Origin of the sequence: Sphingomonas endophytica (assembly GCF_014199415.1) — a bacterium.
GTDB lineage: Bacteria > Pseudomonadota > Alphaproteobacteria > Sphingomonadales > Sphingomonadaceae > Sphingomonas > Sphingomonas endophytica.
Window position 1 is genome coordinate 1 of sequence record NZ_JACIJN010000011.1, and the last position, 24,550, is coordinate 24,550.

General features: G+C 69.6%; 26 protein-coding genes. 1 reads left to right on the forward strand and 25 read right to left on the reverse strand.

The genetic code is table 11. From position 1 onward, the window contains the following. Positions 1-183 precede the first annotated feature (183 nt). The 25 genes from FHS97_RS14905 to FHS97_RS15020 form a co-directional block, all read right to left on the reverse strand. On the reverse strand, positions 184-453 hold the full coding sequence (locus FHS97_RS14905; RefSeq protein ID WP_184039746.1) for a hypothetical protein: 270 nt from the start codon (positions 451-453) through the stop codon (positions 184-186). Beyond that, positions 450-764: a hypothetical protein gene (locus FHS97_RS14910; RefSeq protein ID WP_184039749.1), complete on the reverse strand. Its 315-nt coding sequence runs from the start codon at positions 762-764 to the stop codon at positions 450-452. The genes FHS97_RS14905 and FHS97_RS14910 overlap by 4 nt, the downstream gene beginning before the upstream one ends. Continuing rightward, the gene (locus FHS97_RS14915) at positions 748-1,284 is read right to left on the reverse strand and encodes a DUF4376 domain-containing protein (protein WP_184039752.1); all 537 of its coding nucleotides are present in this window, start codon (positions 1,282-1,284) and stop codon (positions 748-750) included. Before FHS97_RS14915 ends, FHS97_RS14910 begins: the two co-directional genes overlap by 17 nt. Before the next feature lie 8 nt (positions 1,285-1,292). Further along, positions 1,293-4,931, reverse strand: coding sequence for a hypothetical protein (locus FHS97_RS14920; RefSeq protein ID WP_184039755.1), 3,639 nt, complete (start codon positions 4,929-4,931; stop codon positions 1,293-1,295). Next, a complete protein-coding gene (locus FHS97_RS14925; RefSeq protein WP_184039758.1) occupies positions 4,931-5,722 on the reverse strand; it encodes a hypothetical protein in 792 nt (263 codons plus the stop codon). Before FHS97_RS14925 ends, FHS97_RS14920 begins: the two co-directional genes overlap by 1 nt. 4 nt (positions 5,723-5,726) lie before the next feature. Then, the gene (locus FHS97_RS14930) at positions 5,727-6,089 is read right to left on the reverse strand and encodes a hypothetical protein (RefSeq protein ID WP_184039761.1); all 363 of its coding nucleotides are present in this window, start codon (positions 6,087-6,089) and stop codon (positions 5,727-5,729) included. Then, positions 6,089-9,826 (reverse strand): TIGR02594 family protein, encoded by a 3,738-nt coding sequence (locus FHS97_RS14935; RefSeq protein WP_184039763.1) that lies wholly within the window; start codon positions 9,824-9,826, stop codon positions 6,089-6,091. Before FHS97_RS14935 ends, FHS97_RS14930 begins: the two co-directional genes overlap by 1 nt. A 10-nt stretch (positions 9,827-9,836) precedes the next feature. Beyond that, on the reverse strand, positions 9,837-10,490 hold the full coding sequence (locus FHS97_RS14940; RefSeq protein ID WP_184039765.1) for a DUF6441 family protein: 654 nt from the start codon (positions 10,488-10,490) through the stop codon (positions 9,837-9,839). Continuing rightward, positions 10,483-10,626 (reverse strand): hypothetical protein, encoded by a 144-nt coding sequence (locus FHS97_RS14945; protein WP_184039767.1) that lies wholly within the window; start codon positions 10,624-10,626, stop codon positions 10,483-10,485. Before FHS97_RS14945 ends, FHS97_RS14940 begins: the two co-directional genes overlap by 8 nt. Before the next feature lie 23 nt (positions 10,627-10,649). After that, positions 10,650-11,324, reverse strand: a complete 675-nt coding sequence (locus tag FHS97_RS14950; RefSeq protein ID WP_184039769.1) for a hypothetical protein — start codon at positions 11,322-11,324, stop codon at positions 10,650-10,652. A gap of 14 nt (positions 11,325-11,338) precedes the next feature. Then, positions 11,339-12,586 (reverse strand): hypothetical protein, encoded by a 1,248-nt coding sequence (locus FHS97_RS14955; protein ID WP_184039771.1) that lies wholly within the window; start codon positions 12,584-12,586, stop codon positions 11,339-11,341. Between the two features lie 12 nt (positions 12,587-12,598). Beyond that, a complete protein-coding gene (locus FHS97_RS14960; protein ID WP_184039774.1) occupies positions 12,599-13,021 on the reverse strand; it encodes a hypothetical protein in 423 nt (140 codons plus the stop codon). Beyond that, entirely contained in the window at positions 13,018-13,338 is a 321-nt protein-coding gene (locus FHS97_RS14965; protein WP_184039777.1) for a head-tail joining protein, read from the reverse strand. The genes FHS97_RS14960 and FHS97_RS14965 overlap by 4 nt, the downstream gene beginning before the upstream one ends. After that, positions 13,335-13,559 carry a hypothetical protein gene (locus FHS97_RS14970; RefSeq protein WP_184039780.1) on the reverse strand — a complete coding sequence of 75 codons (225 nt, stop codon included), beginning with the start codon at positions 13,557-13,559 and terminating at the stop codon, positions 13,335-13,337. The genes FHS97_RS14965 and FHS97_RS14970 overlap by 4 nt, the downstream gene beginning before the upstream one ends. A 57-nt stretch (positions 13,560-13,616) precedes the next feature. Next, positions 13,617-13,943 carry a DUF2190 family protein gene (locus tag FHS97_RS14975; protein WP_184039783.1) on the reverse strand — a complete coding sequence of 109 codons (327 nt, stop codon included), beginning with the start codon at positions 13,941-13,943 and terminating at the stop codon, positions 13,617-13,619. Positions 13,944-14,015: 72 nt separating this feature from the next. Next, positions 14,016-16,055 carry a ClpP-like prohead protease/major capsid protein fusion protein gene (locus FHS97_RS14980; RefSeq protein ID WP_184039786.1) on the reverse strand — a complete coding sequence of 680 codons (2,040 nt, stop codon included), beginning with the start codon at positions 16,053-16,055 and terminating at the stop codon, positions 14,016-14,018. Positions 16,056-16,057: 2 nt separating this feature from the next. Beyond that, positions 16,058-17,548 (reverse strand): phage portal protein, encoded by a 1,491-nt coding sequence (locus FHS97_RS14985; protein WP_246346702.1) that lies wholly within the window; start codon positions 17,546-17,548, stop codon positions 16,058-16,060. Then, positions 17,548-17,757 (reverse strand): phage head-tail joining protein, encoded by a 210-nt coding sequence (locus FHS97_RS14990; RefSeq protein ID WP_184039788.1) that lies wholly within the window; start codon positions 17,755-17,757, stop codon positions 17,548-17,550. The genes FHS97_RS14985 and FHS97_RS14990 overlap by 1 nt, the downstream gene beginning before the upstream one ends. Continuing rightward, on the reverse strand, positions 17,757-19,706 hold the full coding sequence (locus tag FHS97_RS14995) for a phage terminase large subunit family protein (protein WP_221233338.1): 1,950 nt from the start codon (positions 19,704-19,706) through the stop codon (positions 17,757-17,759). The genes FHS97_RS14990 and FHS97_RS14995 overlap by 1 nt, the downstream gene beginning before the upstream one ends. Then, the gene (locus tag FHS97_RS17285) at positions 19,597-20,232 is read right to left on the reverse strand and encodes a hypothetical protein (protein WP_221233339.1); all 636 of its coding nucleotides are present in this window, start codon (positions 20,230-20,232) and stop codon (positions 19,597-19,599) included. The genes FHS97_RS14995 and FHS97_RS17285 overlap by 110 nt, the downstream gene beginning before the upstream one ends. A gap of 173 nt (positions 20,233-20,405) precedes the next feature. Then, positions 20,406-21,047 carry a DUF3164 family protein gene (locus FHS97_RS15000; protein WP_184039794.1) on the reverse strand — a complete coding sequence of 214 codons (642 nt, stop codon included), beginning with the start codon at positions 21,045-21,047 and terminating at the stop codon, positions 20,406-20,408. Then, the gene (locus FHS97_RS17565; protein ID WP_184039796.1) at positions 21,044-21,205 is read right to left on the reverse strand and encodes a hypothetical protein; all 162 of its coding nucleotides are present in this window, start codon (positions 21,203-21,205) and stop codon (positions 21,044-21,046) included. The genes FHS97_RS15000 and FHS97_RS17565 overlap by 4 nt, the downstream gene beginning before the upstream one ends. After that, the gene (locus tag FHS97_RS15010; protein WP_184039799.1) at positions 21,205-21,486 is read right to left on the reverse strand and encodes a hypothetical protein; all 282 of its coding nucleotides are present in this window, start codon (positions 21,484-21,486) and stop codon (positions 21,205-21,207) included. The genes FHS97_RS17565 and FHS97_RS15010 overlap by 1 nt, the downstream gene beginning before the upstream one ends. 137 nt (positions 21,487-21,623) lie before the next feature. Continuing rightward, a complete protein-coding gene (locus tag FHS97_RS15015; RefSeq protein ID WP_184039802.1) occupies positions 21,624-22,238 on the reverse strand; it encodes a hypothetical protein in 615 nt (204 codons plus the stop codon). Continuing rightward, positions 22,201-22,611, reverse strand: a complete 411-nt coding sequence (locus tag FHS97_RS15020) for a LexA family protein (protein ID WP_184039805.1) — start codon at positions 22,609-22,611, stop codon at positions 22,201-22,203. The genes FHS97_RS15015 and FHS97_RS15020 overlap by 38 nt, the downstream gene beginning before the upstream one ends. 547 nt (positions 22,612-23,158) lie before the next feature. On the opposite strand from FHS97_RS15020, the gene FHS97_RS15025 reads away from it, so the two are divergent. After that, on the forward strand, positions 23,159-24,442 hold the full coding sequence (locus tag FHS97_RS15025; protein WP_184039819.1) for an amidohydrolase family protein: 1,284 nt from the start codon (positions 23,159-23,161) through the stop codon (positions 24,440-24,442). Positions 24,443-24,550 lie beyond the last annotated feature (108 nt).

Sequence of the window (24,550 nt, forward strand, 5' to 3'; positions counted from 1 at the left end):
GGATCAGCACGCGCAACTCGGCGGGCATCGTCTGCCAGCCGGCCCCAAGCAGATTGGGGTCGAGCCCCATCAGCAGCCCGGCGATCGCCGCGGCGACACCGGCGGCGTGCGCGTACCAGGCGCGCGCCAGCGCGCGCCCCTTCGCAAGAAGCGTCATGGTTTCGTCCTTGGTGGAGGGTCAGGTCAGTGGCGGTCGGGAAGCCGTTGCAGCAGCAGGTCGAGCTTCGCTTCCATGCGCGCGCTCTGGCGGCCCTGGTCGCGCAGATCGATCTGCATCTCCTTCCCCTGCTGCTCGACCTGATCGATGCGGCGGTCGGTCTGGTTCATGCGCTGCTCGTGGGTCTTCAGGTCGCCGCGCATGTCGCCGGTGCCGACGACGAACGTGCCAACCGGGGTGAGCGCGGCCAGCAGCAGGCCCAGCGGCGCCCACCATTCCTTCAGGGCATTGCTCATGTCGGCTCTCCGCGCGGTTGATCGGGGATGCGGTCGAGAAAGGCAGGCTCGACGTTGCGCCGGCAATGGTCGGGCGCGTCGCCGAGCAGGATGAACACGCGGTCGACCACCGGCGCGAGGATCCGCGCCCACCATGCGCCGCGCAGCACGCCGCGGCCGATATAGCTGCTGATCGTCTCGTCGGCCGACGGGCAGGTGTCGGTCAAGCCGGCGACGAACAGCACGCCCACGATCACGACTTGCGCGAACTGATCGACCGAGACGAGCAACTGGCGCGCCACCGCGCCCAGCCGGTCAGGCAGGCCAGCCATGATCGACCTCCACCGCCGCGATGTCCGCCGCGTTTACCGCCGCGTCGATCGCCGCGCGCTTGGCGAGTGCAACCGCATGGCAGGCGGCGATATGGCGACCGACTGCCAGCCCCATCGCGATCATCGCCGCGGCGTCGTGTTTGACGACGCTGTCGTCGTGCATCGTCCAGTCGACCGTGAAGGGCTGGTTCGCGGCCTGCGCGATCATTGCCATCTGCACCGCGCCCGAGACCTTCAGCCGGCTTTCCTGATCGGTGTCGACCGCTCCGAGCGGCGAGGCGCAGCCGCCATCCTCCGCCGCCTGTCGCCGCGCCTTCACCGCTTCCCAGCACGCGCTGCGCAGCGCCTCGATGGTCGGCGCGATGGCGACCAGCGCCGATCCGTCCCAGCGCCATGTTTCGGGCTCGACCGCGTCGCTCGCCGGGTGCGGGGTCGATCCTTCGGGAACATTGAGCAGCAACGATTCAAGCGTCGTCGCCTCGACGATGCTGTGGACCAGCCCGGTCGTGTCGTCCGCCACAGCGTATCTCATTTCTTGAACTCCGTGGCGGTCATCCTGATGCTGGAGGCGAACCAGTTGCGGATCCCGCCGCCGTTGTACTCGTACACGCGCAGGGTATAGGTCACTGCGCCGGTGCCCGGCGTCGTATCCAGCTCCCATTGGCCGTTGATCGCGGAGCCTGTCAGGATGAACTGGCTGAGGCTGATCTGTGTCTCGACACCGTCCTTCGATCGGACGATCCAGGCATTGGCATTCGACCCGCTGTAGCCTGATTTGACGGTGTAACTTGCCTGAAACCGGTACTCGATCCGCACCGACCCACCGCTGGTGTTCATCGTGATCGAGGCAATGTCCTTGGTCTCGTTGGAGGTGAAGCCGCTCGATGTCGCCACCGCGATGGTGTTGGTGACCGCATTGTCCTTGATCTTGATCGTGTCGACCTCGAGATCCTTGATATGCGCGCCGATGACGACGAGGTTGCCGATCTGCGCGCTCGAGGCGATCACGTCCTGCGCCGCCAGCAGTCCGCCCGTCCTGTTCCACTGGCCGTCGAGCCAGTACCATGACTGCTTCGCCGCCGGCTGATACCAGATCTGGCGATCGAACTGCCCGCTGCCTGGGTTGGCCTCCTGCACGAAGCCGAACACCGGGTCGCCCTTCGCGCCGGCATCGCCGCGGTCGCCCTTGTCGCCGCGATCCCCCTTGTCGCCGTGGTCGCCTTTCGCGCCATCGATGATCTTCGTCACCGCTACCCGGTGGCTGGCGCCGCCGGCGGAAGCGATAATCGTCTCGGAGGCGCCGTAACCCTGGCCCTCGTTGTAATCGATGACCGCCTGCACTCGCGCGGCGCTGATCGTCATCGTGTTCGTGCCGAACGTGATGTCGTCGCGTCCGTAAAGCGCGTGTCCGATGACCGAACTCCACGACACCGGGCCGACTGCGTTGATCAGCGTCGCGGTGAAGGTGACCGCGCCGCCGACATAGCCGGTGCCGGGCACGTAGCGGAGTGCCTGCGGCGACGCCGCCACGGTCACCACCGGCGGGTTGATCCCGTCTGCGCCCTTCAGCCCGTCTGCGCCGCGCGCCGAGAAGTCGACGTCGTTGAGCCGGCCGCCCGGGGTCGCAAAGCTGCTGTCGAAATAGAAAAGCGCGTTGGCCCCGTGATCTACGCGACGATGCTCGATACCGTTCGCATAATAGATGACGTAGCGGCCGTCGTAGAGCACCTGATAGGCGGTGTCGGTCGAGTACGCGCCGAACGATGCCCGCCACTGGCCGTTTTCGAAGATCATCGACGTACCGTCGGCAACCAGGTACCAGGCGTAGTCGAGCGACCCGTAGGACGCATCGGTGGTCGGGTCGGTGTTGAGGCCCGCCATGATCGCGCAGTTGGTCTGCCCGGGCTTGAACGACGCGACCGCGCCGCCGCGGAAGCCGACCGTCGAATAGGCGTCGCTGTCCCAGTCGTTCGCGCCGCCGTTCTTGATCAGTTGGCGGCCGGCCGCGACCACCAGCCCGCGCGTAGCGATGCCGAACGGCGGTCCGCGATATTCGGACCAGGCGTAAAGCCCCGGTGCCGTCGGTTCGTCCGGCGAGGTGCCATGCGCGAAACCGACATAGGAGCGGCCGGCCGGCGCGCCGGTGGTGAAATCAACCGTCCCGTCGGGGGAGTTGGCGTAGGCGAAATACTGGTACCAGGTCTGGCCATCCTTGCCCTTTTCGCCGGGCAGGCCGTCGACGCCGGCGATCGCCGAGGCGGGAATGCCGCCGACGATGCTGAAGCTCGTCTGCAACACCGCGTCGCGGCTGCCGTCGGCGCCCGAGAAGACCGTCTCGTAGCCGCGCCCTTCGGCCCAGCCCTTGACGCCGACGAGCGTGTACGCCCCCCGCATCCTCATGCCGTTGACGTATTTGGCCCGCGATCCACCGCAGCTCAGAACCTGCGCGATCAGGTCGGCGCGCCCGGCGTGGTTGGAAGCCGGCTCGTCCGACGTGTAGATCGCCACCGGCGTGCCGGCCGGGATTGCGGCCAGGAGGTTGATCATTCCCTGCACGCCGTGGCGATCCCCGCCGGCATAATCGTCAGCGGGATGTTTGATCTCGCCGTCGCCGTAGATGTCGAAGTGGCGGACCTTCCAGTCGTTGCGGCTGCGCCGCCAGCAGACCGAATAGCTGCGCGCGTAATCGGCGGACGTGCTGCCATTGTCGGGGTCGACGAAGATCGTGCCGTCGCCCTTCCACAAGCCGTGCCGATACCCCGCCGGCTGCGCCTCGTTCGCGGCGTTCAGCCCCATCGACGAGAGCGTGTAGGTCTCCGCGTCGAGCCCCGGGTCACCGGCCTTGGCGAGCACGCGCCAATAGGCGTTGCTGAGCGTGGGCAGCTGCGGCGGCGCGTTGCCCGCGGACGGCACCGGGTTGGTGTAGACCCAGCTCGATCCCTGCTGCTGGACCATGTTGCCTTCGCGGTACGTCGTGCTCGGCGCCCACGCGCCGGTGTCGATCAGCGTCGCGGTAAAGGCGATATCGGCGAGCGCGTGGACCGACCAGGTCCGCTCGGCGGTGATCGCCAGCTTGCCGAACGGCGGGGCGATCTCGAGCTGGCGGACCTTGGCAACCGGCGGGAGCGCTGAGCCGTCGGCCGCCAGCGTCAGCGACGGCATGCCGATTCCGACCGGCTGGACGAACAGCCGCCCCATCCACGACACGCCGGCGACCGCGTTGACGCTCGCCGCCAGCTCCTGGATCAGCTCGCGCGCGGTGGTCTGCTGGTCGAGGTAGAGCGAGAGATCGTACGGCCGCGCGACATCGAGCGCGTTCAGCGCGGCGTCGGCAATCCGCCCGGCACCGCCCGACAGCAGCGCGATCCGGCGGATTTGCTGTCCCGGCCGCCGCGACCAGCCGTCCGGGCCGCCGGTGTCGCCCCGCACGAGGAAAGACACCTGTCCCACCGGCGGCGCGCCGAAGCGCGCCCAGCCGCCCGACAGCGCGGTCGCCCAGCGCCCGGGCGGGATCGCGGCGGCGAGCAGCTCGGCGAGCGTGGCATAATCCTGAACCGGCGCTCCGTAGCGCAGCAGCCGCTCGAGCGCGGCATCGATCGCGACGATCGGGCCATGTCCCGAGACCTGGAACAGCGACGTCACCGGGTCGACCAACACGCCGGGCACGTAGCGCGGCGCGCCCAGCGCCAGCGGCTTGACCTGCCCCTTCAGCGACGCCGGCCCTTCCGCGCCGGTGGTGCCGGCATAGGTGGCGAGCAGCGCACGATCGAGCCAGCGATCGTCGACCGCGAAGGTCAGCTCGGCGCGGCCGTCGGCGATCGCCGGCTGCTGCGTCACGCGCGCGTCGACGCGCTGCGTCCACGCGGCAAACGGCGCGCCGACCTCGCCGGTCCACAGCCGGAAGCGCGCGTCGGCGATCGCCAGCGCCGCGAAGTCCGGCCATGGCTCGATGCCGATCGACAGGCTGGCGCTCGGCGTCTCGATCCGCCCCTCGAATGCGCCGTCGAACAGGTCGTAGCCGAGCTTGGGCAGCTTCGCGATCACCGGCCATGCGACCTGATCGGTCAGGTGGCAGACGTCGGGATGATCGTGGCTGGCGGCGCGCAGCGGCACCGTCGCGCCTGTCACCGGCTCGCACGCATCGATCTGGATGACCACGCCGAGCATCAGAAGAGGCTCACCATGTTGATCTTCGCCTCCCACGCATTCGCGCGGCGCCACGTCTGGCCGAGATCGCCGACCAGCGGGCCGAAGTAGCAGCGGCGCTGGCGCTGCGGGTGCGGCGCCGGATCGGTGACCAGCGCGACGCATTCGGTGTTGCCGATCCGCTCGAGCAGCGGCGCGGTGAGCTGCTCGACCTCGTCCCGGCGAACCGACGAGAAGGTCAGCGAGGCCGTGCGCAGCTTCACACCACGGTTGCGGAGCAGCACGCCACGGCGGCTGAATTCGAGCGCGCCAAGGTCCTTGACCCCGAACTCGGCGCCGAAGCTGAAATTGCGTTCGAACTGGATGCGCTTGCCAGCGACGATCCGGCTGGCCCGCATCGCAAAGCCGGTCGCACCGGCGTAGAAAGTCAGCCGGACGTACCGTGCCGAGATCGGCGTATCGCCTGACCAGAGTGCGACACCGCGGTCGCCCGCATCTCCCGCATAGGCAGATTGCGGCGTCGTCACCGGAACGCCGTCCGTGCTCGGACCCTGTGCGTCGGTGGCGTAGGTGACGGTGAACAGCGCGCTGGCGGGCAAGCCGGCGAGCCCGAACACCAGGATCGTGTCGAGCACGCGATCGGCGCCGAGGTCGAACTGTACCGCCGCGGCGTTCAGGCCGGCGTTGCAGGCGAGCTGGCAGACCACGCCGGCATAGTCGTTGAACAGGTTGGTGATCGAACCGGTCTGCAATGAGCCGAACCCGTCCGTGGCCGTCGCCTGAAGCGGCTCGATGATCCATGCATTGGCCATCAGCTCACCCGAACAGCTCGAGGGACGTGGTTTCGGCATCGAGGTCGATTTCGATCCGGGCGGTCAGGCAGGGCAGGTCCGCGCGCTGCTCGTCGTCGACCAGCCGCACCGTCGGCACGCCGCTCTCGACGTCGGGCCAGACCAGCTCCTCGATGTCGACCGCGAAGCGGCGGCGCTCCGCACCGATCAGCACACCGCGCGCATTGGCGACCGCCTGCGCGTCGTCGATCCGATCGAAGAAGCCGGGCGCCGGCGTCACCGTGCCGTCGCGCGCATTCGGGTAGCGGCCGGCGGTGAGGCCGTCCGACCAGGTTGCGACCGCGGCGGCGCGGGTCGCCGCGGCGATATCGTCGAAGTCCGCAGGCATCAGGCCGCCTCCACGAAGGCGCGGTTCGCGCCGATGAAGCCATCGCCCAGACCGCTGCCCCTGGCCGACATCCGCTCGAGCAGCGCACGCACGTCACCCATCTGGTCGGAGAGCTGCTCGAGCAGCTCGTTGCCGGTCTGGGTGTTCGCCGCGGTCTTCGCCGCGCTGTCCGCGGTCGCCTTGGCGAACGGGTTCTCGACGCCGCCGGCGATCGGCACCGCATTGTCGATCGTCTCGATCGCCTTGGCGGTCGCCGCCTGGATCAGCGCCTGCGCGTCGAAATATTTCGACGTCGAGCCGTACAGCTCGCGCTCGACGTCGAGGTACGATCGCGCCGCCGACTGGTATTTCTCCTGATCGATCCGCTGCCCGGCGCCGATCTGGTCGAGGTACGGCTTGAGCTGGGCGAGCGCGGTCGCCTCCTGGTCGCGGTACGAATAGGGCGAGCTGCTGCCCAGCTTCAGGTCGGTGAGGAAGGTCTTGAGCGACGCCGAGGCCGAGGCGGTCGACGTCTTCACCTGCTGGAGCTGGAGATTGTAGAGCCGCTCGGCCTGCGCCATCTCCTCGGCCGACGCGCCGCCCTCCTGCAGGGCAGCGACGGTCTTGCGGAACTTGCGATTGAGATCGTCGACCGCCGCACCGACCGGATCGAGCAGCGCCTTCAGCTCGCGCGGGACGCTCTCGATCAGCACCGCCTTGGAGAGCGCGGCGTCGAGATCGATGCCGAGCGACAGGACGCGCTGCGCGGTCTTGCTGATCCTGATCGCGCCGTCGCGGATCGCGTCCTGCGTCGCGACGAGGATCGCGGTCGCCTCGTCCGGGCCGTCGTAGATGATCGAGGCGTTGCGCGGGCTCTTCGCGCCGACCTGCGCCGAGCCGGTCGACGAGACGCGGAAATTGTTCTTCCCCTTGCCGATCGACACCGCGAACGCGCCGACCTCCGTGCCGAACGCATCGGCGACCCGGCGCAGCGCGGTCTGGACGCTCCTCGCGCTGCCCGACAGGCCATCGGTCACCTGCCGGTCGCCCGACAGGGCCGCGTTACTGTTGACCGAGGTGATGACCGCCGCGCCGCGCGGGGTGTGCATGAACAGGCTGCCGAGCACCCCGCCGAGCACGCCGCCAAGCGCCGCGCCGATCGGCCCGGCCGCGTTGCCGAGCAACGACCCAAGCTTGCCGCCGACCGCCTTGGTGATCGTGCCGGTGACCGCCTTGCCGGCCATCTCACCGACGACCCCGCCGATCGCCGAGCCGACCTTGCTCTGTCTCGCGCCGGTAATCGACGAGAAGACCGATCCGCCGATCTGCCCCATCGCGGCGCCGGCCAGCACGCCCGACAGCTTGTCGATCGACGCCGGCGAGAGGGTAAGCCCGGTCGCCTTGAGCGCCTGGCTGATCAGCTGCGCGGTCTCGGCCGACTGGCCGGCGATGCCGCCCGGGCGCAGCAGGTGCGTTAGCGGCCCGGAGATCCGCAGCCCGAACATTTCGGCGACGCTGCCCACCGCGCCGGACAGCGCCTCGCCCGCGCTCATCGCGCCGAGCTCGAGCCGGTGCGCCCACAGGTCGGCGCCCGACATGATCCCGCTGTTCAGCTCCTCGACCGCCTCGGCGATCGCATCGCCGCCGATCGTCTCGCGAAACGCCTGGTCGAAGCCCTGCGCGCGGGACGCGACGGCGTGCTGGCGCGCGCGCATCGCATAGTCGAAACCCTCGCCCTGCGTCAGCTTGCCGGCCGCGACCAGCTTGAAGATCTGGCCGAGCTCCTCGCGGTAGACGCGCGCGGCCGCGGCGACCGGGTCGTAATGTCTGGCGAGCTGGTCGAGCGACGTCTCGAGCTGCTCGTTGGTGCGCTTCGCCGCGGCGGCCGCTTCCTTCTGCTGGCGCAGCTCCTCGGCATAGCTGCGCGACGCGGTCGGCGCGCGGCGGAAGGCGAGCACGTCGTCGCGCGCGAAGCTGCTCGAGGTGACCGCGCCGTCGCGCCCCTGATTGCCACCGGTGACGCGGATTCGCCCGCGCGCGTCGGTGCCCTCGAAGAAGCCGACATGCCCCTGTTCGCCGTTCCCGCGCCGGAGGACGACAATGTCGCCGGGCAGCGGCCGGTTGGTGGCGGTGCCGAAGTTGAGGAACGACCGCGCCGACAGGCTTCCGGTGCCCTTGATGCCTTGCCCGGCGAGCACCGCGTTGACGAACGCCGCGCACCACGCGACCTTCTCCGGATCGATCGAGATGCCGGCGGTCCCGAACAGCTCGCGCAGCGTCGCCTTGCCCGCGCCGGTCTCGCGCGTGCCGAGATACTGCCGTGCCGCCGCGAGCGTCGCCGCGCCGTTCTCGCCCGCGAGCTGGGCGCCGAGCGCGCCCGGCTTGCGGTTCTCGGCGGCCTGACGATCGCCTTCCGCCTTCAGCGCCGCCTCACGCCGCCGCTCGATTGCCGCCAGCTCCTTCGTCAGCGCGCCGGTCACATTGCCGCTGGCGATCGCCGCCTGCTGCGCCGAGCGCTTCATCTCGTCGTAATGCTGGGTGATGCGAACGATCGGGTCGACCGAGGCGGCGGCATCCAGCTCCGAAAGCGCGACGCGCGTCCGGTTGACCGCCTCGGTGGCGAGACGCCCGTCCGCCCTGAGCTTGGCCATCTGGCGCTCAAGATCGGCGACGCGCTGCGCCTCCTTGCCGGCCGTCGACGAGATCATCGCGGTCCCGGGCTGTGGGGACGCCGCCGCGGCGCGCGCGGCCTCCGCCCGCGCCGCGGTCAGCTTGCGGTCGAGCGCGCCATATTCCTTGATGAGCCGCGCGAGCCGCTCGTTCGCATCGGCGTTCGCCTGCTGGCTGGTCGAGCGTTGCGTCTCGATCGACTTCTTGAGCTCGTCATTCTGGTCGCGGACCGCTGCGGTGACACCCTCGACCGTCCGGGCGAAGCTCTTCTTGGCCTGCTCGTTGATCTCGGTCGCGCGCGCGTCCTCGCGCATCTTCCTTTCCGCGTCGCCAAGCGCATCGTTCGTGTCGAGCAGCTTGCCGATCAGCGGGGTGAGCGCGACCACCGCGGTCATCGTCGCGATCCCGCCGAAGCTGGTCAGGAAGGCCGAGACGCCGGCAAGCCGGCCGCCCATGCCCTGCAGGGCGAACCCGGCCTGACCGATCTGCTGCGCGAACGCGGTGGTGATGCTCTGGCCGCTTCCGACCTGCACCGCGAAGTCTTGGAACTGCTGCCCCAGCATGATCATCGACTGACGCTGCTGCGCGGTCGCGCCGCTGGCGTGCTGACCGACGGCGATGCTGTGGCCGGTCGCGGCGGCGACCTCGTCGAGCTCGACCTGCAATTGCTTGAGCGCGGCGATCCGCGCGCGGATCTGGCCGGCGTTCTCCTCCTCCATCCGCGCCGAGACGCGCGCGGCATCGGCGCGCTGGAGCTCCTTTTCGGTCGCGATGCCGTCGGCGAAGGCGATCCGCTGCGAGGCTTCCTCGACCATCCGGAAGGCGGCGGCCTTGCGATCGGCGGCCTGCGCGGCCGCGGTCAGCTGCGCGATTTCGCCCGACAGGTCGAGCGCACCGCTCTTGGTCGGCCTGACGTCCAGCGCCGACTGCGCGAGCCGCTGGACGTCGGTCAGCGCCGACGACCACGTCCCGCGGATCTCCTGCGCGGTCGAGGTCGCGCGCTGGCGCAGGTCGGCGAAGGCGCGCGCATTCTCGCTGCTGAACTGGTCCGCGCGCAATTGCAGGCGCGCGACGATGTCGGTCGACATGGGTGCGCTCCTATGAGGCGGCCGACTGCGCCTGGCGGGCGTATTCGGCGGGGATCTCGGCCTCGGCGATGCGGATCACCGGGGCGATCGCGAAGGCGTTGCGGAACGGCACGTCGCGGACCAGCGCGAAGATCGGCTGCCCCTCGGTGATCCCCGCGCTGCTGCGCCCGCGCGCGCCGCCGGTGTCGCGACGTCGCTGGCGGCGGTGCGCGACGAGCAGCGGCCGCTTGCCCGGCTGCCAGAGCAGGTCGAGCCGCCATTCGGGGTGGCTCATTTCCCACTCGTGCGGGCTGATCAGCCCCTGACGGTTGCGGCCGCCCGCGGCCGGGAGCGGCACGGGCAGCCAGTTGCCGTCGCGGCCGCGGATCATGCCCGGCTCGCTCCAGAACCGCATCGCGCCCTGGCTGCGGGCATTGCCCTCCACCCAGATCTCGCCGACCGGGTCGCGCGCCGGGCGGTCACCCTTCGGGTAGACGCTCGATCGCCACGCCCGCCACAGATTGCCGCCGGCGGTCGCGCGGGTCAGCGCCTCGAGCCGCTGCTCGGCGCGCCGGGTGACGACCGCGATCGTCCGGGTGCCGGCGCGCAGATAGCGCCGCGCGATCCGGTCGGCCGCGGCATCGAGCGCGCCGGCGGGGAGCAGCAGCTCGACGTCGTCAGCCATCCTTCGTTACCTCGTCGAGGACGGCAAAGGCGTCGAGCAGCGCGGCGGGCTGTTCGGCGGGCGCGCCGGGGCAGGGAAGGACGCGCCCGCCGAGCGGCCCGGCGAAGCGCGCGGTGAGGAAATACAGGTCGACCACCGGCCAGATCGACGCCGGGAGCGTCAGCCGGGGGTTTTCGCGCCAGTGTCGTCCGTCGACCTCCCAGCCGGCGTCGACGGTGCGTCCGAAGTGGAAGTCGCCGGGCCGTCGCCGGACGATGACGGCCGCGCGGAGTTTCCCCGGTCTTCCTCGGTCAGATACGCCATCTGGAAGGCACGATTGCCCGCAGCGGTCATTTCGAGCGGGTCGAGCGCGCGGAGCGTCGCCTCGCTGACCTTGCCGTCGAGCCCGCGCTTGAAGGTGACGCCCGGGGCGGTGATGCCGGTGCAGAAATAGCGCAGCGCGACGAGCGGGGCGAGCTCGCGTCGCCGCTCCATCTGCTCGCGCAGGTCGCGATAGTCGGGCCAGCTCGCGGCGAGGATCTTGCGCACCTCGGCGAGCAGCGCGACGTCGGCCGGCGTGAGCTCGGCCTCGCCGCTTTCCTGCTCGATGTCGATCAGCTCGAGGATGCGGCCCTGCGCCTCGTCGCCGTCGAGCAGCGTGACGACGCCGCTGCGGATCGCGGCGAGCAGCTCGAAGCTGTAGACGCGCCCGGCATTGTAGCGCCCGGCGAGCTCGGCCTCCATCAGCGAGCGTTCGACGACCCCGGCGGGGGTCAACAGGAAGACCGGGGCGGCGGGATCACCCTCGCGCCACGCCGGCGTGAAGGCGATCGGTTTGGTGCTGGTCGCGACCATTGCTTTCGCGCTCCTCAGTAGAAGACCAGGATGCGGTCGCTGTCGCGCCCCGCGGCATCCTTGCCGGTCGACAGGCATTGCAGCGTCGTCTTGTCCGCCATCAGCTTGCCGCGGTTCTCGGCCTCGAGCGTCACCGGCTGCGCGCGCGGCACCACCAGCGCCCAGCGATTGCCCGCCTGGCTGCCATGCCGGAGCATCGCCGGCATGACGACGCCGTTGCCGATGTCAGAGATCGTGTCGCGATTGGCGACCAGCGTCGCGAGCGGATTGACCCCCAGCATCGACTTGCGGTCGGTGATCTGGCCCGGGCCGAAGCCGAACGGCGTGTTCGGATCGTCGATATTCTCGAGCTGCGAGCCCGGGTCGAGCGACCAGGTGCTCAGCCGGCACTTGCGGCGGTTGAGCAGCGCGGCGTTCGACACGTCGCTGCCCTGCACCAGCATCGGCGCCGAATGGCTGGCGATGACGATCGTCGCCGGGATCGCGGCGTCGACCTTGCCCTGGTAGATGCCGGTGCCGGTGAAGGTGGCATAGCCGGGCTTGGCGCTGTTGCCCTCAAGCGCGATCGTGCCGCGCACGCCGCTGAAGGTCGCCAGCGTGCCGTCGCGGTAGATCGCGCAGCTCGCCGCCGGATGGTCGACCAGCCGCGAGGCGGCGTCGGACGGTGAGGTCTGCGCATAGGTCCAGTTGGCGGGCACCGCGATGCTGCTGGTGTTGTCGAGCGGCGGGGTGAAGCTGTCGGCGAGCGTCGCGACGCGGCCGGCCGAATAGTCGATCACCGCCGCGGCCGCGCCGGCGCCGGTCCCCGCGCCGATCAGCAGCATCATGCCGAGCAGCGCGCGCGCGGTGCCCGGGAAGGCGGCGGGCAGCGTCACGCTGGTGGCGGTGCCGCCGGTCGCGACCGCCGCGGCGATCGCCGCGGTGAACAGCCCGCGCCAGCCGCACGCCTGGTACACCGCATGGTGCGGCGGCTTCACCGTCGCCGAATAGGCGATGCCCGCGCCGGCGCCCTTGATGCGGAACTTGAAGCTGATCGGCACCGCCTGCCCGACGATCAGCGGCGCGCCGGCGACATAGGAGCCGGTCGCCTCGTTGGAATCCTCCTGCGTCCACGGCGTGCCGTAGCTGACACTGTCGGCCTCGACCGGGATCGCGTGTTGCGTCGGGTCGAGCGCGAGCGGGGTGTCCTCGTCGGTCTGCAATCCGAACAGCACCGCCACATTGTTCTGGCGGATCGTCGGATCGTTCGTCTTGTCGGCCATGCGGCGCTCCTGTCAGGCGGCGAGCGCGGGGTCGGCCCGCGCGGTGATGAACTGGACATCGAAGTCCTGCGCGAAGCCGAGCCGGCGCTTCGACGACAGCTGCGCGGCGAAGAGCCGCGCGTCCGCGTCCTCGATCAGCTCGACGGTGCCGCCGAGCGTCTCGTCGGCGAGCAGCGCGGCGACGACCGCGGCGTGCAGCCGGTTGCGCGCGGCGGTCGGCGCAGCGCCGCCTTCGCCCTCGACGAAGCCGTCGATGGTGATCGTCATGACGCGGCGGGTGATGTCGACCTCGCGCTCGAGCACACGGTGCCCGCTGTCGGTGATGCCGAGCGCGGGAAAGTCGATCGGGTCGCCGGCCGGTTCGAGCTCGACCTCGGGGGCGAGCGGCGCCAGCGCGGCGACGATCGCGGCGAGGATCGTGTCGCGGACGGTCATGCGACGGGGCCGGCGTCGACCACGAACACGCGCCAGCCGGCGACGTCCTCGAGCGCCTTGCGTTCCTCGACGTTCCAGCGCCGGCCGCGGTGGGTGAAATGATCCCGCTTCGACGGCGGGGCGGGCAGATCGGCCGCGCGGATCTCGTAGGAGACCGCGGCGGGCGTGCTGCCCAGCAGGTCGCCGGCATCGGCGTCGATGCGGATCGCGCTGATCGGCGGAAGCACGACGCCGCCCTGCGTGTAGACGATCCGCTCGCGGTCCGCGAACGCCGCGAAGAGCGCCGGCGCCGCGGCCGCGAACGGATCGGGGGTCACTTGCCGCGCGCCCCCGGCTTCTGTGCGGTCGTATCGGCGTCGGCGTCGTCGCCGGCCACGTCATCGCCCGCCACTTCCTCGGCGAGCCGCGCGGTGACCATCCCGGCGGCGCGCTCTTCGGTCATCTCGCCATTGCCGTCGCCGACGGTCACCTCCTTGCCGGCATCGATATAGGCGCCGCCGTTCAGATAGGCGGCGCTGAGCAACAGGATCGTCTTCATGTCGGGGGTTCCTCGCTGTCGCGCCTCGCGCGGCGCGCTGCTGGTGGGCAGAAGGGTTCAGAAACTGCCGTTGAGGCGGACGTTGGCGGTCGCGGCGCCGGCGCTGCGCGCGGCGGTGAACACGCCGACCGGCGTGTTGCCGTTTGCCGTCGCGGTCACGACCTTGTTGGCGTTGTCCCAATAGGCGCGCACGCCCTCGGCGACCGCGGCATTGTCCTTGGGCAGGTCATAGGCGCCCGTCACCTCGAACGGGCCGCGCTGCCCGGCCTTGAGCGCCAGTTTCGAGACGCCGAACGTGGCGCCGATCAGCGCGCCGCCGCCCGAGGCGACGTCATACGGAGCGGTGAGCGTCAGCGTGTTGCCGACGCCGGAATAGTTACGCATCGTGGGATCTCCCGAAACGGCGCGGGCGGCTCCTGGCCGCCCGCGTCACGTCATGGCTGGGGAAAGGCCGGCTCAGTTGGCCGCGCCGGGGTTCTTGTAGAGCGCGCGGTGGTCGATCGCCTTGGCGCCGAACACCAGCCGCGCCTTGATGTCGATGCCGTCGACCTCGAAGCCCTGACGCTCCTCGGTCTGAAGCCCCTCGTAGCCGGCGAGATACGCATATTCGATCGTGTCGATCGGCTGCGCGTTCGGGTCGGCGGCGAGGAAGAAGCTGTAGTCGAGGATCCGCGGCTCGACCTGCGGCGACAGCGCCCGGTTATAGTCCGGGTTGATGTCGCCGCTGAGCGTCGCGACGTAATTGGCCGAGGTGAACTGGTTGGCCTGCTGCTCGCGCAGCGGGCCGACCACCAGCGTCGCCGGGGTGGCGGAGGTGAACCGCCCCTTCGGCGCGCGCTGCGTGCGCATCGCGGTGCGCCCGGCCTGCAACGAGTCGATGTTGATCGGCGCGCCGGCCGCGGCGAGGTTGCCGTGCGAGGCGTGGAAGAGCGGCACGCCGTCGGCCATCAGCGGGTTGCTGAGCAGCACCGCATAGACGACGTCGCCCTCGACCTGCGCGGCCTCCTGACCCATCGCCTGCGGAATGCGATCGAACGCCGACAGATCGTCGTTGATGATCGTCTCCCACGTCAGCGAGATGATCTGCCCGAACTTGCCGACCGCGTACTTCTCCTGCGAGTCGCCGACCGTCGCGTACTGATACTCGCCACCCTCGGCGACCTGCTGCATCGCCGAGATGTCGGAGAGCGCGATGCGGCTGACCTCGCGGAAGTCGGGCACCGACGTCTGGCGGCAAAAGGCCGGGAAGGTGCGCGGCGCCAGCTCGTAGCCGCGACGCAGCGTCCGCGAGACGGTGTTGGCGAGCACCCCGGCGAAGTCGGCGGTGGTGTGCTGGCCGGCGTTCTGCGGCTGGCGATAGCGGAACACCGCCTGTGCGACCTGCGGGTCGGTCATGTTGCGGGTGCTGACCCCGGTCGCGTCCATCCAGTCGCGCGCGAGCACGATCAGCCGGCGGCCGGCGAAGCCGCGCGCGTCGTCGTTGAGCTGGTTGCGCGGGTTCGCGCGGTTGGCGATCGCCAGCGCCATCGCCTCGGCGCGCGCCTGGAACTGCGCGACCGGGATCGTCGCCGGCGAATAATTGGTGATCACCGGCGCGGCGCTCGCGATCTGGTCGATGATCCGGGTGCGCGCGGCGTCGACCGAGATGCCCTCGTCGACCAGCGTTTCGCCGAACGTGTCGGGCAGATGCGCGCGGCGGACCTCGTTGCGGATCGTGGCGGCACGCTGGCGCTCGGCGACGATCGCCTGGCTGGCGATCTCCGCCATGTTGGTCGGCGGCGTGATCGGCGCAGGCGTCGGCGTCGGTATCGGGGAAGGCGTCGGCGCCGGGCTGGGGGTCGGGGTCGGCGCGGGCGTCGGCGCCGGCTCGTTCTCGGGATCCATGTTCGTCTCCTGCGGAGTGATGACGGCGGTCGGCGCCGGGGGGCTCTTCGCGTTGGCGATGAGCGGGTGGGCCGGCACGGCGCGGAACCCGAACCGGCTGGCGTCCAGCAGGTTGGTCGCGGTCGCATGGCCGGCGATCTCGTCGATGAAGTGGAGCGACAGCGCTTCGGGCGCGCTCATCCACGTCTCGGCATCGAGCAACGGGTGGAGCGCGTCCTCGCTCATCCCGGTGCGCGCGGCGTAGATCTGGACGAGCTGGTTCTGGAGGAAGTCAAGCCGGTCGGCGACGGTGCGCAGCGCGTCCGCGTCGCCATAGGTGCCGTCGGACGGCTTGTGGATCATCATCACCGCATTCTCGGCCATGATGATCCGGTCGCCGGCCATCGCGATCACGCTGGCGATCGAGCCGGCGACTCCGTCGACGATCACCGTCACCGTGCGCGGCGATGCCTTCAGCGCGTTGTAGATCGCGAAGCCGTCGAACAGCAGCCCCCCGAGCGAGTTGATCCGGACAGTGATGTCGTCGGGGGCGTGCTGGATGCGGTCGACCAGCCATGCGGCCTCGAGCCCGTCGGCGCTGTCGCCGACGATCCCGTAGATCAGGATTTCCATGGTCAGTCCTTCTTCGGCGCCGCGCCGGGAGCGCCGGTCGGCTGGAGCGCGTTGCCGACCTGCGTGACCCGGCGCGGATCGCAGTCGAAGGTGAGCTGGCGCGCGTCGACCTTGTCCGCCCAGCGCTTCCACGCATCGAGAACGGTGTCGGGATCCTCGCCGCGCTCGCGGATCGCGGTTTCCGGGTCCATCAGCCCGGCGCGCACCATGTCGCGGATCGCCGGGCCTTCGGTCGCCAGATCGAGCATCGGGCGGGCCGGCGGTGTCCAGGCCATCGTGCAGCCCTCGACGTCATGCCCGGCGAGCTGCGCGGCGCGGAAGAACCACGCCGCGGCCGGCTCGCAGAATTGCGGGACCAGCATGTTCCACGTCCAGCTGTCGAGCTGGCGGTGGTACTGGATGCGGCCGATCCGCCCCGACGAGTAATTGACGCCCTCGAGATCGCCGAAGATGTCGTAGGGCAGGTTCATGCCGGTCGCGAAGGTCCGCACCGAGATCTTGGTGAAATCGGCATAGCCGTCGACGCCGGGCGGGTTGGCGAACTCGATCTGCGTCCCGGCCGGCACGTCCTCGATCAGCCCGGGCTCGATGAAGTCGTTGAGCGCGTCCTGGTCGTCGGCGTCGTCGTCGCGCGCGCCGATCCGGAACACCGCCCAGCTCGCCGCGATCTTCTGGCGCAGCAACTGCGCATCCTGATAGTCGCGGAAGTCGTTCATGGGCAGGATGACGGGCGCGAACCAGCTCGCGCCATGCTGCTGCCCCGGTCGGTCCTGACGGAAGACGTGGAGCACGTCGCGCGCCGGCACCGCGGTCGCGACCAGATTGCGCAGCGCGATCGCGCCGGGATGCTGCGGGAAGAGCCAGTAGTTGACGCGCGCGCCGAGCTGGTCGAGCTGGATCCCCGACACATAGGTCCCGCCGCTGAACACGCCGTTGCGGGTCGCGTCGAGATGGTCGGGCTCGAGCATCTGGATCTGGAACGGCACGGGCAGCCCGTCGCGCGCGTAGCGCGGGCGGTTACGCGCCAGCACCGCGCCGCTCTCCACCACCGTCCGCGCCGCCAGCAATTGCAGCCCGTAGAGGTTTTGGCGGCCGTCGGCGTCGCAGGCGGTGGTCTCGAAGTGGCGCTTGGCGAGCGCGTTCAGCGCCGGGTCCGGCTTGCCCTCGCGCAGCACCTGAAAGGTGATGCCCGCGCCGACCAGATCGGTGGCGATCGCCGACACCGCGCGCTCGGCATACGGGTTGTTGCGGACCATCGCGCGCGCGGTCTGCGCGAGCACTGCGGCGGCACCCTGCAGCTCGTAATTGGCGTCCTTGGCGGTCCGTCGCCAGCCCTGCGTGCGTCGCGACGCGGTCGCCCCGTCATATTGGGCGCGGATCCCGCGCAGCGACGCGCTGCGCGTCCGTGCCTGCTCGATCCGCACCAGCGCCTCGGCGCGCGACGCGGCCCAGCGCGGCGCGATCGCCGTCAATGCGCGGTCGATCATGCCCATCAGCAGCCGTTCCGCCAGCCGGGCGCGCGCCGGCGCGCGCGGACGCTACCGGGTGCCGAGGCGAGCGCGTCCATGATGCGCTGCTCGGCCTTCAGCATGTCGGCACCCGATTGATAGGTGATCTCGCGCCCGTCGGCGTAGCGGACCTTCAGGATGCCGCTCCCGATCGCCGCGCGGAGCGTGGCGAGATCGGCCTGCGTGTACGCCATCAGCGCCTCCCGAAATGGCTGCCGCGGGGTTTGCCGGTCAGCGGATTGATCGCGCGCGACCGGGGCTTCGGTGGCGCGGGCGGCGGGCGCGCCGGCGGGCGGGCCGGCGGCGTGGTGGCATCGGGCTCGGCCGGGCCAGCGGGAGCGTCGACGTCGGGCAGGTCGGGCGCGGCAAGCCGCACGCCGGTCGCCTTCGTCCATTTGGCTGGCGACCAGCGATCGAGCCCAAGCGCATAGGCCGCGGCCCGCGCGTAGACGCGACAGTCGATCGCCTCGTTGCGGTCGCGGGTCTTCTGCCACTCGCGCTTGCTGAAGCCGGTGCGCTTGTTCTTCACCGTCACCAGCTGCTCGGCGACGAGCTGCTGGAGCCATTCCGCGTCGACGCCCTGCGGAAGGTGGATGTACCCGGGCGGATAGGGTTCGCCGTCGATCGGCTGGTCGAGCTTCAGCCAGTCATAGGTCTCGGACTTGAACAGCGACACCGCGACCGTCCAGAGCTGGACGCCGCGCTGCACCTTGGTGCCGCGGACGGTGACGTCGACCCATGTCGGCCCCATCACCGGCATCGCCGCGCTGAAGCTGCCAATCCCCTTGATCGCCATCACCACGCGCGGGTGACGCCGCGCCCAGGCGTAGACGCTGGTGGTCGAATAGCCGTCGCCGGTATCGATCGCGAGCTTCGACATCCGCAGCCGGCGGCCGGAAGGCGTGTCCCACTCCTCGGTCAGGAAAGCGTCGAGCTCCTTCCACACCTCGGCCTTGGCGGGATCGCCGTGGAAGACGCGCTGGTCGACCAGCACGCTGCGCAGCCCTTCGCCCCAGCCCCACACGCTCGCCTCGATGCGGTCGCGCTGCACGTCGGCGCCGACGGTGAGGCGGGCGACCCACTCCGGCGCTTCGCCCAAGGTCAGCTCCTGCGAACGCCGCTCGTAGAGCCGCTGCCAGTCGGGCGCCTCGCCCTTCTCGACCCACGTCTGCCCGAGCGCGGTGTTGGTCCAGACCTTGTAGGTCTCCGGCGTCTTGCGCGCCTCGAGGAAGGCGGTGACGGTGGATTGCAGCTTCACCCACGACGAATAGGCTTCCCAGACGTGGAAGCCCGCGATGCCGCGGAACGGGGCGGTGGCCCGCCACTCGCCCTTCAGCACCGCGCCCCAGCGATCGGCATCGTCCCAGATGCAGCCGTTGTGCTCGCACACGTAATGCGCGGTTTCCGGCCGGTGGACGCCTGCCTTGGTCTTGTCCCAGCGGACCTGTTCCCACTTCAGCACCTGATGCGCGCCGCAATGCGGACACGGCACGAAGAAGAAGCGCTTGTCCGACTCCTCGAACTTGGCCTCGATGCGACAGGCGCCGGCGATCGTCGGCGTCGATCCCGCCAGCTTGCGCCGGTTCCAGAAATTGTTGGTCCGCTTGTACGCCAGCCCGAGCGGATCGCCCTCGATCCCGGCCGACGCCGGGTAGCGGCTGACCTCGTCGGCGAGGATCACGCGCATCGGCCGCGACGCCAGCGACGACGGGCTGTTCGCGCCGACGATCACCAGCTGCCCGCCGGGGAAGCGCTTTTGCAGCAGCTTGTTGCCGCTGTCGCGCGACTTGGCCTCGGCGATCTTCACCCGCAGCCGCGGCGTGTCGCGCACCATCGGCGTCAGGCGATCGGTCGACCACGCCTCCGCCATGTCGAGCGTCGGCTGCATCACCATGATCGGTGATGGATCCTGGTCGATGAAATAGCCGACGATGTTGTTGATGATCTCGGTCCACCCGACCTGGGCGGACTTCATCACCACCACTTCCTCGATCAGCGGGTCGCTGACCGCGTCCATGATCCCGCGCTGGAACTCAGCCCGGCTCGTGTTCCACTGCCCGGGCTCGGCGCTTGCCTCGGGGCTGAGCTTGCGGTGCTGGTCCGCCCACTGGCTGACCGTCAGCCGAGGCGGCGGCGCGAACACCGGCCACCATGCCGTTGCTGCTTCCGCCAGCTCCTGCGTCGCGACCAGATGGTCCGCGATCGTCGGTGCCGATCGCCTGCGCGCCGACCGTGGTGCCCGCGAGCTCGGCGAGTGCTTCATGCACGAGCTCCGTCAGCTTCTCCTGGATCGCGACCGGCGACTTCATCGACGAGATCGCCGGGGCGGACTTGCTGGGCAGCGACAGCAGCCGGGCGCGGACGCGGGCGAACGCGCCCTGCACGGCGAGGTTGACCAGCGCGCTGGGCAGCAGCTCGCGGCGCCGTTCGGCGTTGCGCATCGCCGCCTCGTCGGCTTTCTCCGCCGCGAGCCGCGCCTTGTGCTGGTCGATCGCCTTGCCCTTGCCGGCGATCGCGTTGGCGCTGGTCCAGGCCGCGACGAACTCGGCGAGCGTCGCGCCGTCGCCGGGGAGATCGCCCTTGGCGCGCAGATCGGAGATCCAGCGGCTCGACTTGCCGAAAAGCGCCGCCACTTCAGTGAGCGTGGGCCTGTAACCGGCCAAATCCATGGGATTAGCCCCCCCATGATGATGAAGTGCGCAATTTAGCTGTGCCTAGCGCGAAGCCGCGCCTTCGCCCCGCGCATAGCGGCCGCGCCGGGAAGGACCCGAAGGGTGGGGGAGGGGGCGATCGTCCGGACAGAGAGATGCCGCGAAATTGCAGCGGGATAGGGGAGGGCGCGTCAAACGGCTGAGATATCGAGCGGGATCGCACGCCACGCCGCGTCGGGCGCGTTGCGCTCGTAGAACCGCACGTAGGACCGCGACCCGATCACGCGAATGCTCTCGCGGATCGCGTTCATGGCGCGCTGCCAGCGCTCGTCGGCGATCTCGACCCGCAGCAGCATGAACAGCTCGGCGCGGTTGATCTGGCCTTCCTTGTCGACCGAGAAGACGCGATTGACCAGCGCGCGCAGCTCGGCCCCGCTGCCCGCCGCCCACTCGGCCAGGCACTCATCGATCAGCGCCTTCGCCGCTTGCAGCTCCGGCCCGAACTCGAGAATGTCGGACACCTGCACCTGCACCTTGCGACAGCCGTCGTAGGAGGTGAGCGTGACGTTGCCCTTCTTGCCGCCGATCGCCGCGTCATACTCCTGCGCGAGCAGCGCCTGAAACTCGCCGACGCTGTTGAAAGCCGCCGCCTTGAACCGCGCCAGCCGCGCCGACAGCGCCGCCGCGGCGTCGGTGGTCTTGCGCACCAGCTCGTCCATCAGCAGATCGGTGGCCTTCACGGTGGACAGCGGCACCAGCGCGCCCTTGGCGTCGCGCAGGTACGGCTGACCGGCGACGTCGATCGCGGCCGGATGCGCGCGCTGCGCGGTCACGCGGCGATGCTCGGCGGCACGACCGCGACGATCGGCGCGACCGGCGTCGAGGCGACCGCGGGCAGCTGCGCCGCCCAGGCGCGCAGCGTGGCGAGCGGCACGCCGACCAGCGCATTGCCCGGGTTGGGCGAGGCGAGGATGTCGGCCAGCGTCTTCATCAGAACATCGCTCCCTTCCCGTCGGCGGTGACGAACAGCGGGGCCGCGCGCGGGGTCGGCGAGCGGAAGACCGCGCGCAGGTCGCGCGCGATGACGGTCGCCGTTTCCTCGAGCTCGTCGAAGTCGGCGGTGGAAGTTGCCAGCCGCGCCCGGTGGATCAGCTCGTCGAAGCGCGGTGTGAAGCGTTCGAGCTGATCGGCCACGGTCGGGCGCGGCCGTAGCGCGGCGCGGGGGACGCGGCGCTGCTGCGCGGGGAGGCGGTTCACCGGGGGATGGGGCATGGCGGCCTCCACGGAAAAGCCGGTCGGCGCGGGGCGCGGCGGGCTTCGGGCGTAGTTGTGGCGGGGTCGTTCGTGCCGTCGTCACGACCGTTTCGCACCGTGCCCTTGCGGGCACTGCCCACAAGGGCACCCCTTGGTCAGCGGGCGCGACCCCATTGGTCGAGCGCGTCGACCAGCAGCCGCCGCGCACGGCGATCGGACATGCGCCACCGCCGCGCAGCGGTGCCCAGCGCCATGCCGTCGACAATGATCGCCAGCATCATCGCGGCAAAGGGGCCGACGCGCGCGCGCCAGTCGGTGTAGCGCCGCTCCAGAATGACCGCGGCAATGCGCTCGGCCGCCGCGGCGTTCGCACCGCCGCCTGACCCGCGCGGCTCGAGCCTCGCGGTGCGCACCGCCACATCGGCCGTGATGCGTTCGTGCGCGGCGACGATCAGCTCGGCCGCGGCCGCCTGGTGCGCGTCGATCGCGCCCGAGCGTTGCAGCCGGGCGAGCGTGCCGTCGATCTTCGCGGCCGCTGCCGCGCGGGCGTGGGTCTCGGGCGTGCCCTGCTTGTGCGACCAGTCCTCGCGCAGCTGGACGCGCTCCTCGATCCCCGGGGCGAGCCGGATGATTGGCGCTTTGGTCTTCTTGCGTTTGCTGGTCAGCTTGCGGCGCGGCCGCGGCGCGCCCAGCACCAGATGCGTGATGCGCTGCTGCTCGCGCTCGGCGGCGCTAAAGGCGGGCAGCGCCGCCGCATTCCGATCCGTCATGATGGTCCCCGGCTGATTTGTCCGGGACCTGCGCGAGGATCGCGATGAAGGGCAGATGACCTTGAGGGCACGGCTCGGCAACACTGACGACCAGCCCTTCGCGCCGCAGCTCCTCGATCACTAGCGCGCGCGTGAGCCCGGGAATGCTGATGCCGCGCTGCGCGCCAGGAACGCGCTCAATCGCCTTCGCAGCGGTGAGCTGGTGAACCAGCGCCTTCGCACGCGTCTTGCTGACGCCGAGCGCGACCCGGATGTTCTCGATCGATGGGCTATGACCGTGGCGCACGATGTACGAGCGGATGAACTCATACGCCTCCTGTCGCCGGCCTGCGGGGCGGCCACCTTCGACAGTCAACGCGATCGGAGCACCCATGTGCGGAACATAGTAGGATTTCCGATGAGCTGAAAGTGAGGCTCGGGGGAACAAAGGCGGAGGAACCCTCCGCCTCGGTTGGCTTCTCGCCTCGGCGCAGACGCCGTACGACGGCAATTGTACCCGCCGGATACCCGCAAAGCTGCTGACCGGTGTCGCCTCAGCCGCAGCGATACTCGCAGAAAGAAAACACGATATAAAAGACGTAGAGGATTGGTAGGCTGGCCAGAAGCAAGCAGCCCCAACCTAGCGCCTTGTAGACCGGCTCCGGCTCTTCGCTCCAGCGGGGTGGAACTGGTTGCTGATCGTCGTCCATGCGGTGGCGTACAGGGTAAGACGGGATCTTGCGACGGCAATTAGCGATCACGTTCAGCGAGGCGGAGATACCCTTCGCCTCAGTGCCGCAGGTGTTTCCTCGCACGCCCCTCGCAAGCCAAGTTGTACCCTTTGAACATCTGCACGGCGAAGACAGGCACTTGAGGCAATTCAGTCGAGCGCTCAAGAAAGGTGCGGCGCATCTCGTTAATGCGCCTTAGGGGGGGCGAGCATGCATCGGACGACCATCGGGATCATAGCGGCGCTGCTTGTCGCCGCGCCAGCGGTTGCGCGCGACGGCAGCCTGCTGATCCGGAACGCTCGTGTGTTCGACGGCGCGCGGATGCTGGGCTCGCGCGACGTGCTCGTTCAAGCGGGCCGGATTACTGCGGTAGCCCGCCACATCCACGCCCCAAGCGGTATTGAGGTCGTCGATGCCAAACGACGGGTGTTAATACCAGGGCTGATCGACGGGCATGTCCATGTCTTTCCCGGCGCACAGGCCGATGCGCTTCGGTTCGGCGTGACGACGTTGTTCGACATGTACTCTCTTTCCGATCAGCCGACCATTGAGCGCTGGCGCAAGCAGCGAGCCTTTGACGGCGAAGTGGGAGAGGCCGATACGTACACTGCGGCGATCGGTGCCACGCCTCCGGGCGGCCACCCTACCGAATTGATGAAAGATCTTCCCTCAGAGGTGCCTGCTCCGCCGACGCTTGCGTCGGAGGATGACGCGGACGCTTTCATGCGTGCGCGGGTGGCGGGCGGCTCGGACTACATCAAGGTGGTTCAGGATGATGGATCCCGCCCCGGCGAAGGTCCAAGTCTTTCCGCGTTCTCACCCGCTCGCTTTGCTACGGTGATGGCCGCGGCCAAGGCAACAGGGAAGCGTGTTGTTGTTCACGTGCAACGACTGGCTGATGCGAAGCTGGCGGTTGAGAACGGCGCGGATGCGCTAGAGCACGCGGTGTGCGATCAGCTGATCGGTCAGGCGTTCGCCAAAGCTATGAAGCGTAAGGGCGTAGCTCAGACCGCGACGCTCGCCACCTATGCAGGACTGGCTGGTCTTAATGACGCGCAGACCTTGGCCGACGATCCCGAGATTGCTCCCTATCTGTCTGCGCAACAGCGCGGCATGCTAGGATTGATCTGGAAGCAGCCCCGCGCGAACGATTACAAAATCGCCCGTGCCAACGTAGGGCGACTGGCGCGATCGGGGGTCACGATGATCGCGGGCACCGATGCGCCCAATCCCACGACCTCGTTTGGACCGTCGCTTCACCTAGAATTGTTGTTTCTGGTTCAAGCGGGGCTGACGCCTACACAAGCGCTGATCTCGGCCACCTCCGCCCCAGCGTCGTTCTTCCACGCTGACGATCGCGGACGCATCGCACCAGGGCGAAAGGCAGACATGTTGCTGCTGGACGGCGATCCAACCAGCGACATCACTGCAACTCGGCGTATTCGGCTGATGTGGAAGAACGGCTACGCTGTCTCGCGAAAGCCGTCCCAGTAGCAAGCACCGAGGCGGAGGCGTCCTCCGCCTCGGTGACGAATTGCCCTCGAGGCCGAGCGCAAAGGCGAGCATTTCATACCCCTGTGGTACCCGCATGTCCGCCCCGCT

Bases quoted from the DNA above. Each gene is read 5' to 3' on its own strand.
- FHS97_RS14990 (WP_184039788.1), bottom strand. From the start codon at position 17,757: ATGGCGTACACGCAGGCCGATCTCGCCACGCTCCGCGCGGCGATCGGG.
- FHS97_RS15020 (WP_184039805.1), bottom strand. From the start codon at position 22,611: ATGGGTGCTCCGATCGCGTTGACTGTCGAAGGTGGCCGCCCCGCAGGC.
- FHS97_RS14935 (WP_184039763.1), bottom strand. From the start codon at position 9,826: ATGTCGACCGACATCGTCGCGCGCCTGCAATTGCGCGCGGACCAGTTC.
- FHS97_RS14905 (WP_184039746.1), bottom strand. From the start codon at position 453: ATGAGCAATGCCCTGAAGGAATGGTGGGCGCCGCTGGGCCTGCTGCTG.
- FHS97_RS15010 (WP_184039799.1), bottom strand. From the start codon at position 21,486: ATGCCCCATCCCCCGGTGAACCGCCTCCCCGCGCAGCAGCGCCGCGTC.
- FHS97_RS14920 (WP_184039755.1), bottom strand. From the start codon at position 4,931: ATGCTCGGCGTGGTCATCCAGATCGATGCGTGCGAGCCGGTGACAGGC.
- FHS97_RS14980 (WP_184039786.1), bottom strand. From the start codon at position 16,055: ATGGAAATCCTGATCTACGGGATCGTCGGCGACAGCGCCGACGGGCTC.
- FHS97_RS15015 (WP_184039802.1), bottom strand. From the start codon at position 22,238: ATGACGGATCGGAATGCGGCGGCGCTGCCCGCCTTTAGCGCCGCCGAG.
- FHS97_RS14960 (WP_184039774.1), bottom strand. From the start codon at position 13,021: ATGACCGTCCGCGACACGATCCTCGCCGCGATCGTCGCCGCGCTGGCG.
- FHS97_RS14955 (WP_184039771.1), bottom strand. From the start codon at position 12,586: ATGGCCGACAAGACGAACGATCCGACGATCCGCCAGAACAATGTGGCG.
- FHS97_RS14970 (WP_184039780.1), bottom strand. From the start codon at position 13,559: ATGAAGACGATCCTGTTGCTCAGCGCCGCCTATCTGAACGGCGGCGCC.
- FHS97_RS17565 (WP_184039796.1), bottom strand. From the start codon at position 21,205: ATGAAGACGCTGGCCGACATCCTCGCCTCGCCCAACCCGGGCAATGCG.
- FHS97_RS15025 (WP_184039819.1), top strand. From the start codon at position 23,159: ATGCATCGGACGACCATCGGGATCATAGCGGCGCTGCTTGTCGCCGCG.
- FHS97_RS14910 (WP_184039749.1), bottom strand. From the start codon at position 764: ATGGCTGGCCTGCCTGACCGGCTGGGCGCGGTGGCGCGCCAGTTGCTC.
- FHS97_RS17285 (WP_221233339.1), bottom strand. From the start codon at position 20,232: ATGGATTTGGCCGGTTACAGGCCCACGCTCACTGAAGTGGCGGCGCTT.
- FHS97_RS14925 (WP_184039758.1), bottom strand. From the start codon at position 5,722: ATGGCCAATGCATGGATCATCGAGCCGCTTCAGGCGACGGCCACGGAC.
- FHS97_RS14930 (WP_184039761.1), bottom strand. From the start codon at position 6,089: ATGCCTGCGGACTTCGACGATATCGCCGCGGCGACCCGCGCCGCCGCG.
- FHS97_RS14975 (WP_184039783.1), bottom strand. From the start codon at position 13,943: ATGCGTAACTATTCCGGCGTCGGCAACACGCTGACGCTCACCGCTCCG.
- FHS97_RS14940 (WP_184039765.1), bottom strand. From the start codon at position 10,490: ATGGCTGACGACGTCGAGCTGCTGCTCCCCGCCGGCGCGCTCGATGCC.
- FHS97_RS14985 (WP_246346702.1), bottom strand. From the start codon at position 17,548: ATGGGCATGATCGACCGCGCATTGACGGCGATCGCGCCGCGCTGGGCC.
- FHS97_RS14950 (WP_184039769.1), bottom strand. From the start codon at position 11,324: ATGGTCGCGACCAGCACCAAACCGATCGCCTTCACGCCGGCGTGGCGC.